Source organism: Eggerthella guodeyinii (assembly GCF_009834925.2).
Lineage (GTDB): Bacteria > Actinomycetota > Coriobacteriia > Coriobacteriales > Eggerthellaceae > Eggerthella > Eggerthella guodeyinii.
Genome location: NZ_CP063310.1, coordinates 1873216 through 1887864 on the forward strand (window position 1 = coordinate 1873216; position 14649 = coordinate 1887864).

Below are 14649 nucleotides of genomic sequence, written 5' to 3' on the forward strand. Positions count from 1 at the left end.
TTGGGGCATGCTGGGCCTCGTTGAAACCGGCGGCGACTCCCCAGCGAGGCGCGCGCCACCGACACGCTGTAGGAGGCGCACATGAAAATCTTAGGCATGGGGGTTCCCGAGCTCCTCATCATCCTCGCCGTCATTCTGCTCATCTTCGGCCCCAAGAACCTTCCGAAGCTCGGCGCGTCGGTGGGCAAGACCGTGAAGAGCCTGCGCGAGGGCCTCGGCGGCGGCGAGAAGCTCGTCGAAGCCGACGACGAGGAAGAGCTCGTCGAAGAAGTCGTGGAGGAGGCAGCTCCCGCCGCCGCTCCCAAGAAGACCGTCAAAGTGGCCAAGAAGGCCGAGAAGGTCGCATAACCTACCTACCCTTCCCTTATACGGGCGCGAACCCTCCCTCCCCGCGCCCGCAACCGCCCGCGGCATCCGTGCCGCGGGCGGTTGCGCATTTTGAGGAGGGTGCGGCGAAAGGCGGGAAGCGGGCGCGCAACTCCGCTATGATGGGGGCATCAATCACAACGCGAAGGGGGAGCACGTGCGATTCGGCTTGCGCGCCGACAGGAAGGGCGATTCGCGGTCCCTTTGGGTGATCGGCGGCTTCGTCTGCAACGAGGGGTTCGTGTTCTCGCTGTTCTACATGGGCGAGAACCGCGCCTTCGGCGACGGGCCGTTCGCCTTCGAGCGCGCCGACCTCCTCGGCACGCTGCTGTGCATGCTGCTCGCGTTCGCCCTGTTGCGCCTCGCCTCGCCGCGGGCGCGCGACGCGCTGCTGTCGCGGCCGCTCGTGTGGTGCTACGCCGGGCTGCTCGTGCTGGGCTCGCTCATGCCGGTCATCGCGGGCGACGGCAATCACGGCATCGTGCTGGAAAGCCTGCTCGTGGGCGTGCCGGCGGGCCTCATGCTGGCCGCGTGGGGCCGCGCGCTCGGCCGCCGGCCGGTGGGCGACTCGGTGCCCGAGGTGTTCGTCGCCGCGGCCGTGGCGGCGGGCGTCTGCCTGGTCATGGCCGCGATCCCCGTCCCCCAAGCGCTGTTCGCGCTCAAGCTGCTGCCCCTCGGCAGCGCGCTGGCCCTGCGCGGCCTGCTGCCCGCGCGCGCCGCCTCGAGCGACGCCGGCTCCGAGGGCGGGTCGCTGTCGTTCGGCGACCTGCTGGCCACGAAGGAGCAGCGCGACGAGACGGCGCGGCTCTCGAAGAAGATCATCGCCGGCACCGCGCTGTTCGGCCTGGGCGCCGGCTTCATGGAGACGTTCGGCTCCGACCCCGGCATGGCCTCGACGCCCACGGTGATCGCCAGCCTGCTGCTGCTCATCCTGTTCTGCGTCGCGGCGCTGCAGCTGCTGGCGGCCGGAGGGCTGGGCAAGGGGGGCGCGGCGCCCGGGGGCGAGCGCAAGGCGGGCGCCGCCGTGGACGGCCCGCTCGACGGCGTGTACCGGCTGGCCGTGCTCGTGATGATGGCCGGCTTCCTGTTCGTGCCCGTCCTGGGGTCGTTCGGCGTGCCGGGCGAGGCCATCGTGCTGGCGGGCTACCTGGGGCTCACCTTCGTGCTCGTGTCGCTGTTCCTCGTCATGGCGAAGATCACGGGGCAGGACGCCGCCGTGTCGTTCGCGCGCGGGTTCGCCGCGCTGTACGCGGGCGAGATGGCGGGCATCGCCTGCGGCAACGGCATCGAGCTCTTGGAGCCGGCCGGGCAGGTGCCCTACGCCGTGGCCGCGTTCGCCGGCCTCGCCGCGCTGTACGCGTACCTGTTCCTGTTCACCGAGCGCGACTTCCGCGCCCTGTCGGTCATCGTGCGCGACGCCGACCGCTTCGACGACGCGTGCCGCCTCATCGCCTCCACCTACGGCCTGTCGAAGCGCGAGGCCGAGATCCTGCCGCTCGCGCTCAAGGGACGCACGGGCGAGCGCATCGCCGCCGAGTTCTTCATCTCGAAGAGCACGGTGGACACGCACCTGCGGCGCATCTACGTGAAGACCGGCATGCACGGCCGCCAGGAGCTCATCGACCTGGGCGAGCGCACGGCGCGCGATCTGTCGCAGCGCGGCTGAGGAGGGTGCCGACATGGAGGGAAAACGTGCGAAGCGCGGGTTGAACAGGGTGGACGTCCAGGTGTGCATCATCGTCGCGGTGGTGGTGGCGCTGTCGTTCCTGTGCGTGTACGCGTTCAATTACAGCGTGACCTACCACGAGATGATCGACACCCTGAAAGAGCGCTCCGACAGCATCGAGCACTACGTGGAGGACGCGCTCGACAAGGCCACGTTCTCGGGCATCGACTCGGCCGAGGACATGGACGACGAGTCGTACCGCTCGATGAAGAAGGCGCTCGAGGCCGTGAAGGAGGCCACCGGGGTGCGCTACCTGTACACGGCCAAGCGCACCGACGACGGCTCCTTCGTGTACGTGGTGGACGGCCTGTCGTCGAAAAGCGACGACTTCCGCGAGCCGGGCGACCCGATCGAGGAGGAGATCGTCCCCGACATGGAGCGCGCCCTCGGCGACGAGGTGGTGTACCCCGCCGACATCAAGGACACCGGCTGGGGATACGTCTTCGTGGCGTACTACCCCATCCACGAGGGCGACGAGGTGATCGGCGTCCTCGGCATCGAGTTCGACGCCCAGCGCCAGTACGAGACCTTCCGCATCGTGCGCCTCGGCACGCCGGCGATCGCCGTGGCGTTCTGCATGCTGGCCATCGTGATCGCGTTCTTCGCCTTCAGGCGCGTGTCGAACCCGTGGTACCGCGACATGGCGAACACCGACTACCTCACCGGGCTCAAGAACCGCAACGCCTTCGAGGTGGACGTCGCGAACTGGGAGCGCAGCGAGGGGCGCGCGTGCGCCGGCATCGTCTCGGCCGACCTCGACGGCCTGAAGGGCATGAACGACACGCGCGGCCACGCCGCGGGCGACGAGCTCATCAAGCGCGCGGCGGCCGTCCTGGCCGAGGCGTGCGCGGACGCGGGGGCGGTGTACCGCGTGGGCGGCGACGAGTTCGCGGCCTGCTACTTCGACCTCGACGAGGAGCGCGCGGCAGCCGTCGCCGAGCGCATCCGCGCAGCCTGCGCGCGGCACCGTGCGCAGGGGTTGCCGCTGTCGATGTCCGTCGGGTGGGCGCTGCGGCTGCCGGGGGAGCGCGTTGAGGACCTGCTGCTGCGCGCCGATCGGCGCATGTACGAGGAGAAGCAGCGCGCGAGGGCCGGGCGCTAGCGGGCGCTCCTGCGGGCGGCCCGCAGCGCGCGGAACTCCTGCGGGGTGGCGCCGAAGCGCTCCTTGAAGGCCTCCGAGAAGCTGCCCTGGCGCGCGAAGCCCAGCCGGGCGGCGATCTCGGCCATGCTGAGGTCGGTGTCGCCCAGGAGCTCGCAGGCGCGCTCCATGCGCAGGGTGCGCGCGTACTCCTGCGGCGTCATGCCCTCGGCCTGCTTGAACAGCCTCGTCAGCTTGCTCGCGCTCATGCAGGCGATGCGGCACAGCTCGCTTGAGGGCACGGCGCGGTCCAGGTGCTCGCGGATGTGGGCCCGCGTCAGGTTGAGCGCGCTGCGGTCGGCCGCGCGGATGGCGCTCGCCGCCCCGCGCGCGTTGGCCAGCGACCAGTCCAGCAGCATCGCCGCGGCCTCGGTGACCTTCGCCTCGTAGTAGGCCGGCGCGGTGATGGACGAGGGCCGCGCCCGCTTCATCTCGTCGAACACCATGTTGAGGCCGGGCACGTCCTGCATGCCGTCGAGCGAGGCGATGGCGCGGGAGAGCACGAGCGGGTCGCAGTGGCACGCCAGGCTCAGGCGCTGCAGGCCCTTCGGCAGCATGCAGATGCTCGTCACGTCGAGGCGCTCGTCGGCCTTCGTCACCTGCCCGTAGGGCTGCGACTTCCACGCGTAGCCCAGCAGCGTCCGGTCGGCGGGGTCGTCGGTGATGCCGAAGTAGGGCACCATGTTGCGGCCGTACGACCCGAAGCAGAACAGGTCGGGCGTCTGGCAGGTGAAGCCCACCTCCCGGTTGAACTGCAGGTCGAAGATCGCCACGGACAGGTCGTCGCCCAGCGGGTAGTACCAGTAGGTTCCCTGGCCGTAGCGCTCGTCGATCTCCCAGAGCATGCCCACGCGCCCGCGCTCGGCGGCCTCCACGCGCACGCCGTGCATGGAGGCGATCTGCGTCTCGTAGATGTCGTGGACGGTGAACGGGCCGTTCGACCCCAAGCCGTCCGCCAGCGAGGTGCGTTGCGCCAGGTAGGCCGCCCGCGAGCGCGCCGCGGGGTCGCCCCCGACGCCGATCAGGTTCGACTCGACGAGGGCGCGCGAGCCCGATCCCGCCGCCGCGCACCTCATTTCGGCGTCATCGTCTAGAATTTCGGCTGAATCATCGCGATCGCTCATTGCACGCCGCTCCTTTTCGTTGCATCGCTAGATTATTAGTCATGGCTAACTTCAAGGATATACCAGACTTCGCGCCCTCCGCAACCCTTTGGTCCGCCGAGGGAGCCGCTGCGGGCGCCCCGGCCGCCCCGGCAGCCCCGGCCTGCGCGGCGGCGAGCGCGCGGCGGGCGGGCGCTCGCCGCCGGCTCGACCCGCGCACGTCGCTCGCCGTCCTGCTCATGCTGAACCTCATCGCGTTCGCGCCGACGAAGCCGTGGACCGAGGTGGCGGCCGTGGCGCTGTGCGCCGCGACGATGATCTGGTGCGGCCGCGCGTCGGCGGCGCTGCGCTGGCTGGCAGCCTACGCGGCCGTCTTCGGGGCCAGTATGGCCGTCGCCGCCTTCCCGAACGAGGTGACCGCGTCGTTCGCGGCGATGATCGTCGTGTTCCGCCGCGTGTTCTGCGTGGGGATGTTCGCGTCGAACATGATCGCCACCACGCGCGTGGGCGAGATGGCCTCGGCGCTGCAGCGCGCGCACGTGCCGCGCGGCGGCGTGGTGGCGCTGTGCGTGGCGCTCAGGTTCTTCCCCACGATGGGCAAGGAGTTCTCGTCGGTGGCCGAGGCCATGAAGGTGCGCGGCATGGCGCTGTCGCCCGCGACGGTGCTGCGGCATCCGGCGCTGACGGCGGAGAACCTCATGGTGCCCGTGATGAGCCGGCTGGCCATCGTGGCCGACGAGCTGTCGAACGCGGCCATCGTGCGCGGCATCGACTCCGCGGCGGCGCGCACGTCCTACTACGAGCTGCGCTTCGGGCCGGCGGACGCCCTGTTCGCCGCCCTGTTCGGCGCCGTGGTCGCGTGCGTGGCGCTCATCAAGCTGGGGGTGATCGCGTGAGCGCGCAGGCCGACGCGGCGCTTTCGTTCGACCGGGCGGGCTTCACCTACGCCGGCGCCCGCGAGCCCGCCCTCGCCGACGTGTCCCTGAGCGTGCCCGCAGGGCAGTGCGTGGTGCTCACCGGCGGCTCCGGCTGCGGCAAGACCACGCTCACGCGCCTGGCGAACGGGCTGATCCCCGTCTCCTACGACGGGGAGCTGACCGGGTCGGTGCGCATCGCCGGCAAGGACGCGGGGTCGTGGGAGATGGACGCGCTGTGCCGGCGCGTGGGTTCGGTGTTCCAGAATCCCCGCAGCCAGTTCTTCAACCTGGACACCACCTCGGAGGTGGCGTTCGGCTGCGAGAACCTCGGGCTCTCGCGCGCCGAGATGCACCGGCGCGTGGACGGTGCCTTCGCCCTGCTGGGCATCGAGCACCTGCGCGACCGCGACATCCGCGCGCTCTCGGGCGGCCAGCGCCAGATGGTGGCCATCGCCTCGGTGTGCGCGATGGGCCCCGACGTCTTCGTGCTGGACGAGCCCACGGCGTCGCTCGACGTGGGCGCCATACTCCAGCTGGCCGAGGCGGTCGCGCGGCTCAAGGCCGCGGGCAAGACCGTGCTCGTGGCCGAGCACCGGCTGTGGTGGCTCGCGGGCATCGCCGACCGGGTGGTGGTGATGCGGGGCGGGCGCGTCGTGCGCGACGCGGACGCCGCCGCCTTCGCGCGGATCGGCGAGGACGAGCGCGCGCGGCTGGGCCTGCGCGCCTGGGACCTGGCGCGCGTGTCGCCGGCGCGCCGCGGCGACGGCTCCGCCGCGTCGGGCGCGCGCGCCGCCGACGAGGCCCCCGCGCTCGACGCGGCCGGCCTCGAGGCGGGCTACGGCCGCGACGCGCCCGTGCTGCGCGGGGCGGGCCTGCGGCTGGACGCCGGGACGGTGACGGCGCTCGTGGGCAGGAACGGCGCGGGCAAGACCACGCTGTCGCGCTGCCTGGTGGGGCTGCACCGGGAGCGCGCGGGCAGCGTCCGCTTCTGCGGCGAGGAGCCGCGCCGCCGCGACCGGCCCGAGCACGCCTACCTCGTGATGCAGGAGACCGGCTACCAGCTGTTCAGCGACACCGTGCGCGGCGAGCTGCTGGGCGCGCTCACGCACGGCGGGCTGCGGCCCGCGCCCGACGGGGCGGACGGGCAGGCGGACCGTGCGCTCGCGCGCTTCGGCCTCGAGGACATCGCCGAGCGCCACCCGCTCTCGCTCTCGGGAGGGCAGCGCCAGCGGCTGGTCATCGCCGTCGGCATCCTGCAGGGCGCCCGCGTGCTCGTGCTCGACGAGCCCACGAGCGGGCTCGACTTCGGCACCATGGGGCGCGTGGCCGACGAGGTGCGCCGGGCGCGCGACGCGGGAGCGTGCATCGTCGTGGTCACCCACGACTACGAGTTCGTCTGCGCCGCCTGCGACCAGGTGGCCGTGCTCGAGGACGGCGTCGTGTCCGACGTGCTGCCCGTGCGCGGCGAGGCCCTCGGGCGCATCCGGCGCGCGATCGGCATCGACGGGCGGGCGCGCCCGCTCTGACCGAAGGCATCGACCATTTCAAGAGAAGGAGATACGCATATGGCAACGACGACGGTTGCCGCCTCTTCGGGCGGCGCGAACGCGAAGGGCAAGCTGGTGGGGAAGGACTACATCACGCTGGCCATCTTCGGGGTGCTCCTGTTCCTCGTGTTCATGGTGTTCGCGATGGTGCTGGGCATGAACGCGAACCTGTTCTGGTTCACGCACGCGTGCGGCTCGCTCATCGGCGGCATCGTGTGGATGTACGTGGCCGCGAAGGTGCCCAAGCGCGGCGCGTTCGCCATCATGTCCGCGATCGTCGCGGTGGTGGCGCTGCTGCTGGGCATGCTGTGGACCGGCCCGGTGGGCATCGTGGCGGGCGGCCTGCTGGCCGAGCTCGTGGCGGGGGCCGGCAGCAAGCGCACCACGCTTCGCTGCCTGGCGGCGTTCGCGGTGTGGACGCTGTGCTTCTGGGTGGGCCAGGAGTCGATGATCTTCCTAGCGGGCGACGCCTACGTGCAGATCGTGGTCGATTCCGGCATGAGCGCCGAGTACGGCCAGGGGCTCGTCGACTTCATCCACGGCCCGCTCGCACTGGTGGCGCTGGCCGCGACCGCGGTGTGCCCCTTCGTGGGCGGCTGGATCGGCTCGAAGCTGTTCAAGAAGCACTTCGCCAAGATCTCGGCCTGAGCGCCGCACCTTTCGGCCGACGAGGCGCCGAACGAACGGCTCCCTTTCGGGGGAGCCGTTCTCTTTTTCGGCGGCATCGTCCAATCGGCATCGACGTGCAGCGGATTTCGGCGGGATCGCTATTATGTTCTCTTAGGCTAACAATAAGCACGTTACGGCAAGGAAAGGAACGAATCGTGTCAAGACCGCAGAATCCCATCGTGCGGCTGCTGGAGTTCGCCGGGCCCCACAAGCGCTTGACCATCGCGGGCTGCGCGCTCTCGGCGCTCAACGCCGTGCTGGCCATCGCGATGCTCGTGTGCGTGTGGTTCGTCGTGCGCGACCTCGTGGCCGTCGCCCCGGCGTGGGGCGAGGCGCGGCAGGCCCCGGTGTACGGCGCCTGGGCGCTGGCCTTCGCGCTCGCGGGCCTCGTCGTGTACTTCGCCGCGCTCATGTGCACGCACCTCGCCGCGTTCCGCACGGCGACGAACATGCGCAAGGCGGCGCTCGAGCACCTCGCGAAGGTGCCGCTCGGCTACTTCTCCGTCCGCTCCACCGGCGAGCTGCGCCGCGTCATCGAAGGGTCCACCGGGCTCACCGAGGGCGTGCTGGCGCACCGCATCCCCGATTTCGTGGGCGCGCTGGTCACGCCCGTGGCCTACCTCGTCGTCATGTTCGTGTTCGACTGGGTCATGGGCCTCGTGTGCCTCATCCCCGTGCTCGCCTCCGCCTTCTGCATGTTCCTCATGATGGGCGGCGGTTTGGGCGGCAAGGACGGCGAGGGCAACTCCAACGCCATGCAGTTCATGATGAACTACCAGAACGCGCTCGACAAGATGAACAAGGCCGCCGTGGAGTACGTGCGCGGCATCCCCGTGGTGAAGGTGTTCCAGCAGACCGTCCACTCGTTCAGGGCGTTCCGGGAGTCCATCGTGGCCTACTGCGACTTCGCCACCGCCTACGTGAAGCTGTGCGAGGGCCCGCAGGTGGCGCAGCTCGTCGCCATCAACGCGACGTTCTTCGTGCTCGTGCCGGCGGGCATCCTGCTGGCGGGCGCGGCGGGCGACTTCGGCGCGTTCCTCACGAACTTCCTGTTCTACGTCATCTTCTCGGCGCTCACCACCATGATGATGAGCAAGATCATGTACTCGTCGCAGGCGGTGACCGAGGCGCAGGACGCGGTGAGCCGCATCGACGGCATCCTGTCGGCGCCGCTCATGGCCGAGGTGGACCCGGCCCGGGCCGAGGCGCCCGCCGACGACGCCATCGACTTCGACCACGTCACGTTCTCCTATCCGGGCGCCGACGCGCCCGCGCTCGAGGACGTCGTGCTGCACGTGCCCTCGGGCGCCACGGTGGCGCTCGTGGGGCCGTCGGGCGGCGGCAAGACCACCGCGGCCTCGCTCGTGCCGCGCTTCTGGGACGCGAGCGCGGGGCGGGTGCTCGTGGGCGGCGTCGACGTGCGGTCCATCCCGCAGGCCGAGCTCATGGAGCGCGTGGCCTTCGTGTTCCAGAACGACAAGCTGTTCAAGCAGAGCCTGCTGGACAACATCCGCGCCGCGCGGCCGGAGGCGACGCGCGAGGAGGTGGAGGCGGCCGCGCACGCGGCGCAGTGCGACGACATCGTGGCGAAGCTGCCGCAGGGGCTCGACACCGTGGTGGGCGCCCGCGGCGTGTACCTCTCGGGCGGCGAGTGCCAGCGCATCGCGCTTGCGCGCGCCATCCTGAAGGACGCGCCCATCGTGGTGCTCGATGAGGCCACGGCCTTCGCCGACCCCGAGAACGAGGCGCTCATCCAGCGCGCGCTGGGGGTGCTGTGCGCGGGCAAGACCGTGCTCATGATCGCGCACCGGCTGTCCACCGTGGCCGGCGCCGACGCCATCTACGTGCTGGACGGCGGCCGCCTCGTGGAGCAGGGGACCCACGCCGAGCTGGTGGAGGCGGGCGGCTTGTACGCGCGCATGTGGGCCGACTATCGAACCTCGGCGCAATGGCGCATCGGAAAGGAGGGCGGCTATGCTGCGTGATTCCCTGGGCCTCACCGACGTGGGCGCGAAGAACTTCAGGCGCGGCGTGTTCTTCTGCACGCTGGCGAACCTCGTGCTCATGGCCCCGATCGGCATCCTGTTCCTGCTGGTGAGCGACTTCATGGACCACCTCGTGGCGGGGGCCCCGCTGCCCGCGCTGGCGCCGTACCTCGCGGGGTGCGTCGGCATCCTCGCGCTCATGGTCCTCACCCAGTGGGCCGAGTACGCGAACACGTACCACAAGGTGTACGAGGAGAGCGCCCGCAAGCGCACCGACCTGGCCGAGCACCTGCGCCGGCTGCCGCTGTCGTTCTTCGGGCGGCGCGACCTGTCCGACCTCACGAACGCCATCATGAAGGACTGCTCCGACCAGGAGCGCATGTTCATGCACGTCATGCCGCAGCTGTTCGGCACGGGCCTGTCCACGGCCATCGTCATCGTCGGCATCTTCTTCTACGACTGGCGTCTGGCGCTCGCGGCGTTCTGGGTGGTGCCCGCGGCGCTGCTCGTGATGGCGCTCACCGGGAAGCGCCAGCAGCGCAAGGCGCAGGCGATGGAGGACGCGCGCCTCGAGGTGGCCGACGGCGTGCAGGAGTTCCTGGAGTGCGCGCAGGAGATCCGCGCCACGAACCGCTCGGCGGCGCATCTGGACGCGCTCGCGGCCAAGCTCGACGCGTTCGAGCGCAGGCAGGTGGCGTCCGAGCTGACCACCGGCGTGTTCGTCACCTCGGCGCAGGCGTTCCTCAAGCTGGGCATCGGCACCACCGTCTTCGTGGGCGCGACGCTGCTCGTGTCCGGGCAGACGGACTTCATGACCTACTTCGCCTTCCTGCTCGTGGTCACGCGCGTGTACGATCCGGTGAACCTCATCCTGCAGTCCATCGGCGAGCTGCTGAGCATGCGGCTGTCCATCAGGCGCACGCAGGAGCTGGCCGCCGAGAAGCCCATGGAGGGCTCCACCGACTTCGCGCCGCGAGGCCACGACGTGGTGTTCGAGGACGTGTCGTTCTCGTACGGCGACGGCGAGCAGGTGCTGAGGGACGTGTCGTTCACCGCCCGCGAGGGCGAGGTGACGGCGCTCGTGGGCCCGTCCGGGTCGGGCAAGTCCACGGTGGCGAAGCTGGCGGCGCGCTTCTGGGACGCCGACGCGGGGTCGGTGCGCGTGGGCGGCGTGAACGTGGCCGACGTGGACCCCGAGACGCTGCTGGCCGACTACGCCGAGGTGTTCCAGGACGTGGTGCTGTTCGACGACACGGTGATGGGCAACATCCGCCTGGGGCGGGTCGGCGCAACCGACGAGGAGGTGCTGGCGGCGGCGCGGGCGGCGATGTGCGACGAGTTCGTGAGCCGCATGCCGCAGGGCTACGACACGATGATCGGCGAGAACGGCGGGCGGCTGTCGGGAGGGGAGCGGCAGCGCATCTCCATCGCGCGCGCCATCCTGAAGGACGCGCCGGTGGTGCTGCTCGACGAGGCCACGGCCTCGCTCGACGTGGAGAACGAGACGCAGGTGCAGCAGGCGCTGTCCAGGCTGCTGGCCGGCAAGACCGTGCTGGTCATCGCGCACCGCATGCGCACCGTGGCGAACGCCGACAAGGTGGTGGTGCTCAAGGAGGGGCGCGTCGCCGAGCAGGGCGCGCCCGCCGAGCTCATGGCGCGCGAGGGAGGGCTGTACCGGCGCATGGTGGAGCTGCAGACCGCGTCGGCAGGCTGGTCGATCGCTTCCTGACGGCGCCTCGCGCACGTCCGCCCGAGCGCGTTCGGGCAGGTTCGGGCAGGTTCGGCGGCCCCGGCGGGATTCCTGCCGGGGCCGTTTCCCTGGGGGGAGTTGTGGAGAAACAAACGGTACCTGTTGAAAACCCCTTGAAATCTAACAGGTACCGGTTTATCCTCGTGTCCGGAAAGAATGACCGGTACCTGTTGTACATGGCAGGGAACGGGCCGGCCGCTGGGAAAGGACTATGCTCCGATGGAATTGCTCGAGATCATCCTGCTGTTGCTGGGCGCGGTGCTCGCGTCGTCCGTGCTCGACCAGATGATGCCCCGCGTGTCGCTGCCCCTCGTGCAGATCGCGCTCGGCGCGGCCATCGCAGCGCTGTGGGCGGGCCCTTTGGAGGTGCATATCGACCCCGAGCTGTTCCTCGTGCTGTTCATAGCGCCGTTGCTGTTCGACGAGTCGCGGCGGGCGAGCAAGCGGGATCTGTGGGCGAGCAAGGGCGGCATCGTGTCCCTGGCCGTGGGGCTGGTGCTGGCCACCGTGCTGGCGGTGGGCTTCGCGCTGCACTGGCTCGTGCCCTCGGTGCCGCTGGCCGCCGCGTTCGCGCTGGGCGCCGCGCTCGGGCCGACCGACGCCGTCGCGGTGTCGGCGCTGTCGCGCGACATCCGCCTGAGCAGCCGCCAGGAGGCGCTGCTGTCCGGCGAGGCGCTGCTGAACGACGCCTCGGGCGTGGTGTCGTTCCAGTTCGCCATCGCCGCGGCCGTCACCGGGGCGTTCTCGCTGAGCGAGGCGACGTCGACGTTCGCCGTGTCGTTCGCGGGCGGCCTCGCGCTGGGCGTGGTGCTGGGCCTGGCGGCGCGGTTCCTCGTCCAGACCATCCGCAGCCGCGGGCTGGAGAGCACGACGGTGCACGTGGTGTTCGAGGTGCTCACCCCGTTCGTCGTGTACCTCGCCGCCGAGGCCGTCGGCGTGAGCGGCATCCTCGCGGTGGTGGCCGCCGGGCTGCTGACCACGCTGTTCCCGCCGAAGACGTCGCCGTCGGCGGCGCGGTTGGACATCGCCTCGTCCAACGTGTGGGACGTGCTGGCCTTCGTGCTGAACGGCGTGGTGTTCGTGCTTTTGGGCATGCAGCTGCTCCCGTCCGTGCTGCCCACGTGGAACGGCGGCTCGCTGGGCCTTCCGCAGCTCGTGGGCTGCGTGCTGGCGCTCACCGTGCTGGTGGAGGGCGTGCGCTTCGCGTGGCTCCTGGCCATGGAGGCGCTCGCGCGCCGCTCGTCCGGGGGCGGCCTCCGCGTCGGGAAGGAGGGCGTGCGCGACGCGCTCGTCACCACGCTCGCCGGCCCGAAGGGCGCGGTGACGCTCTCCATCGCCTTCACCATCCCCCTCGCCGTCGCGGACGGCCCGTTCCCCGAGCGCGACCTGCTCATCTTCCTGGCCTCGGGTGTCATCCTGTGCACGCTGCTGCTGGCGAACTTCGTCGTGCCCCTGCTGGCGCCGGCGCGCGACGACGCCGAGCAGGAGGCGCAGCGCGCGGCCTCGGTGGCCGTCCTGCAGAACGTGGCGGCCGAGCTCGAGGGGCGCAAGGACGAGTACGGCGCGGCGGCGACGCGCATCGTGACGGCGCAGTACGCGGAGCGCATCGCCCGCCTGCGCGACGGCGACGCGAAGCTCGACCGCGTTTCCGGCCTGCGCGTCGAGGTGCTGGAGCGGCAGCGGGCGCGCGTAGCGTGGATGATCGAGGACGGCCAGGTCGACCGCCTGGTCGGCGACGAGACGCTCGACCGGCTCGAGCGGTCCCAGCGCCTGCTGGAGCGGCGGGGCGCGGGGAAGGGGCCCGGCAGGACGCGCCGCCGGCATCGCCTGGCGGGGCTGCTCGGGCACCGCGCGCTCGGGCGGCCCCCGGCGGGCGGCGCTCCCAGCGCCGACGCGCTGCTCGTCTCCCGCAACCTCGACGAGTGCGCGACGGAGTACCTGCGCTCGCGCATGGCCGACGGCGATCCCGACGCCAAGCTGGCGGAGCTTCTGCTGGGCGAGCACGAGCTTCGCCGCGCGGCCGCCGGCCCCGCGACCGCCCCGGTCGAGCGCGAGGACCGCGAGGAGGTCCTGCGGCGCGTGCCCGAAGTGGAGGCCGAGGGGCTGCGCCTGGAGCTCGAGCAGATCCAGGCGATGCGCGAGCGCGGCTCGATCAGTCGCGAGGTGGCGCGCGACCTCCGCGAAGAGGTGTATCTGATGCAATTGGATTGCAACGCCGCTTGAGCGCCGTGCTCGATCGCCCGATATGCGCTACCATGGTGCGATGCGCGAAACGCGGCCTTGGGCCGCTCGACGGGGAAGGACGGACGCTGTGGATCGGGAAACGCTGAGGGACGCGCTGGCGGGCCTGTTCGAGGACGGGTGCGCGCGGTTCGACGCGCCGATGGCCGAGCGCACCACGTTTCGCATCGGCGGCCCGGCCGACTGCGTCGTGGAGCCCCGGACCGTCGACGAGGTGCGCGCGGCGCTGGCCGCGTGCCGCCGCGCGGGCGCGCCGGTGCGCGTGATGGGCCTCGGCTCGGACGTGCTGGTGGCCGACGAGGGGCTGCGCTGCGCCGTGGTGCGCATCGCGGAGAACCTGTCGCGGATCGAGGTCGACGGCGCGCGGATGCGCGTGGAGGCGGGCGCGTCGAACGAGGACGTGGCGCGGCGCGCGTGCGCCGAGGGGCTCGCGGGCTATGAGTTCGCCTGCGGCATCCCGGGTACCGTGGGCGGCGCGGCCATCATGAACGCGGGCGCCTACGGCGGCGAGTTCAAGGACGTGGCCGAGGAGGTGCGCTGCCTCACGCCCGAGGGCGAGCTGGTGGACGTGGACGCCGAGCGCGCCCAGTGGTCGTACCGCCACTCGATGATGGACGCCGCCGGCTACGTGGTGCTGGGCGCCACGCTGCGCCTGACCCCCGACGACCCGCGCGCCATCCGGGAGCGCATGGACGACCTCGCGCGGCGCCGCGCCGACAAGCAGCCGCTCGAGCTGCCGAGCGCCGGCAGCACCTTCAAGCGCCCCGAGGGGTTCTTCGTCGGGCAGCTCGTCCAGGAGGCGGGCCTGCGCGGCTACCGGGTGGGCGGCGCGCAGGTGTCGGAGAAGCACACGGGCTTCGTGGTGAACGCGGGCGGCGCCACGGCCGCCGACGTGCGCCGGCTCATCGCCGACGTGCAGGAGTGCGTGCACGCGAGCGCCGGCGTGCGCCTCGAGCCCGAAGTGCGCATGTGGGGCTTCGAGGAGTAGGCCGCCGGCCGACGGCCGCGACGGCGTCTGTCGCAATGTCTCGCGATAAGCGAACAAGTGTTTCACATGAAACACTTGTTCGCTGGTAGTTCGGCGCGGAGTTGGGTGCGGGGGTGCGGGCGCCGCGGCTCGCGGGTGCAGGCGCGGCGGCTTTGCGGGCGCGGGCGCTCTGGGGCGCCGGGGTGCGGCGGCTCGCGGGTGCGCCGGGGCGCGGGCGCT

At 71.4% G+C, this 14649-nt stretch carries 11 protein-coding genes; 10 read left to right on the top strand and 1 reads right to left on the bottom strand.

Annotated elements, in window-relative coordinates; translation table 11 throughout:
• Positions 1-81: 81 nt before the first annotated feature.
• The 3 genes from GS424_RS07775 to GS424_RS07785 all read left to right on the top strand — a co-directional run bounded on the left by GS424_RS07775 (position 82) and on the right by GS424_RS07785 (position 3194).
• A complete protein-coding gene (locus tag GS424_RS07775) occupies positions 82-348 on the top strand; it encodes a twin-arginine translocase TatA/TatE family subunit (protein ID WP_160941681.1) in 267 nt (88 codons plus the stop codon).
• 175 nt (positions 349-523) lie between these two features.
• Positions 524-2032, top strand: a complete 1509-nt coding sequence (locus tag GS424_RS07780) for a helix-turn-helix transcriptional regulator (RefSeq protein WP_160941680.1) — start codon at positions 524-526, stop codon at positions 2030-2032.
• Between the two features lie 13 nt (positions 2033-2045).
• Positions 2046-3194 (top strand): GGDEF domain-containing protein, encoded by a 1149-nt coding sequence (locus GS424_RS07785; RefSeq protein ID WP_160941679.1) that lies wholly within the window; start codon positions 2046-2048, stop codon positions 3192-3194.
• On the opposite strand, the gene GS424_RS07790 is transcribed toward GS424_RS07785, so the two are convergent.
• On the bottom strand, positions 3191-4354 hold the full coding sequence (locus GS424_RS07790) for a helix-turn-helix domain-containing protein (protein ID WP_009304423.1): 1164 nt from the start codon (positions 4352-4354) through the stop codon (positions 3191-3193). The two genes, GS424_RS07785 and GS424_RS07790, sit on opposite strands and share 4 nt — an antisense overlap.
• Before the next feature lie 41 nt (positions 4355-4395).
• Here GS424_RS07790 and GS424_RS07795 point away from each other — a divergent pair, with 41 nt between their 5' ends.
• From GS424_RS07795 to murB, 7 genes are all read left to right on the top strand, one after another.
• On the top strand, positions 4396-5229 hold the full coding sequence (locus GS424_RS07795) for an energy-coupling factor transporter transmembrane component T family protein (protein WP_160941678.1): 834 nt from the start codon (positions 4396-4398) through the stop codon (positions 5227-5229).
• Positions 5226-6776 (top strand): ABC transporter ATP-binding protein, encoded by a 1551-nt coding sequence (locus tag GS424_RS07800; RefSeq protein WP_160941677.1) that lies wholly within the window; start codon positions 5226-5228, stop codon positions 6774-6776. Before GS424_RS07795 ends, GS424_RS07800 begins: the two co-directional genes overlap by 4 nt.
• 39 nt (positions 6777-6815) lie before the next feature.
• On the top strand, positions 6816-7445 hold the full coding sequence (locus GS424_RS07805; RefSeq protein ID WP_009304421.1) for an MptD family putative ECF transporter S component: 630 nt from the start codon (positions 6816-6818) through the stop codon (positions 7443-7445).
• A gap of 176 nt (positions 7446-7621) precedes the next feature.
• Positions 7622-9451: an ABC transporter ATP-binding protein gene (locus GS424_RS07810; protein WP_160941676.1), complete on the top strand. Its 1830-nt coding sequence runs from the start codon at positions 7622-7624 to the stop codon at positions 9449-9451.
• Positions 9441-11180 (top strand): ABC transporter ATP-binding protein, encoded by a 1740-nt coding sequence (locus tag GS424_RS07815; RefSeq protein ID WP_160941675.1) that lies wholly within the window; start codon positions 9441-9443, stop codon positions 11178-11180. The genes GS424_RS07810 and GS424_RS07815 overlap by 11 nt, the downstream gene beginning before the upstream one ends.
• Before the next feature lie 240 nt (positions 11181-11420).
• A complete protein-coding gene (locus GS424_RS07820) occupies positions 11421-13424 on the top strand; it encodes a Na+/H+ antiporter (protein ID WP_160941674.1) in 2004 nt (667 codons plus the stop codon).
• Positions 13425-13512: 88 nt separating this feature from the next.
• Positions 13513-14430, top strand: coding sequence for a UDP-N-acetylmuramate dehydrogenase (murB, locus tag GS424_RS07825; protein WP_160941673.1), 918 nt, complete (start codon positions 13513-13515; stop codon positions 14428-14430).
• Positions 14431-14649: the final 219 nt, after the last annotated feature.

What these genes read in the sequence shown, in the direction of transcription:
- GS424_RS07775 (WP_160941681.1), top strand. Translation starts at nt 82, where the DNA reads ATGAAAATCTTAGGCATGGGGGTTCCCGAGCTCCTCATCATCCTCGCC.
- GS424_RS07785 (WP_160941679.1), top strand. Translation starts at nt 2,046, where the DNA reads ATGGAGGGAAAACGTGCGAAGCGCGGGTTGAACAGGGTGGACGTCCAG.
- GS424_RS07790 (WP_009304423.1), bottom strand. Translation starts at nt 4,354, where the DNA reads ATGAGCGATCGCGATGATTCAGCCGAAATTCTAGACGATGACGCCGAA.
- GS424_RS07795 (WP_160941678.1), top strand. Translation starts at nt 4,396, where the DNA reads ATGGCTAACTTCAAGGATATACCAGACTTCGCGCCCTCCGCAACCCTT.
- GS424_RS07805 (WP_009304421.1), top strand. Translation starts at nt 6,816, where the DNA reads ATGGCAACGACGACGGTTGCCGCCTCTTCGGGCGGCGCGAACGCGAAG.
- GS424_RS07815 (WP_160941675.1), top strand. Translation starts at nt 9,441, where the DNA reads ATGCTGCGTGATTCCCTGGGCCTCACCGACGTGGGCGCGAAGAACTTC.
- GS424_RS07820 (WP_160941674.1), top strand. Translation starts at nt 11,421, where the DNA reads ATGGAATTGCTCGAGATCATCCTGCTGTTGCTGGGCGCGGTGCTCGCG.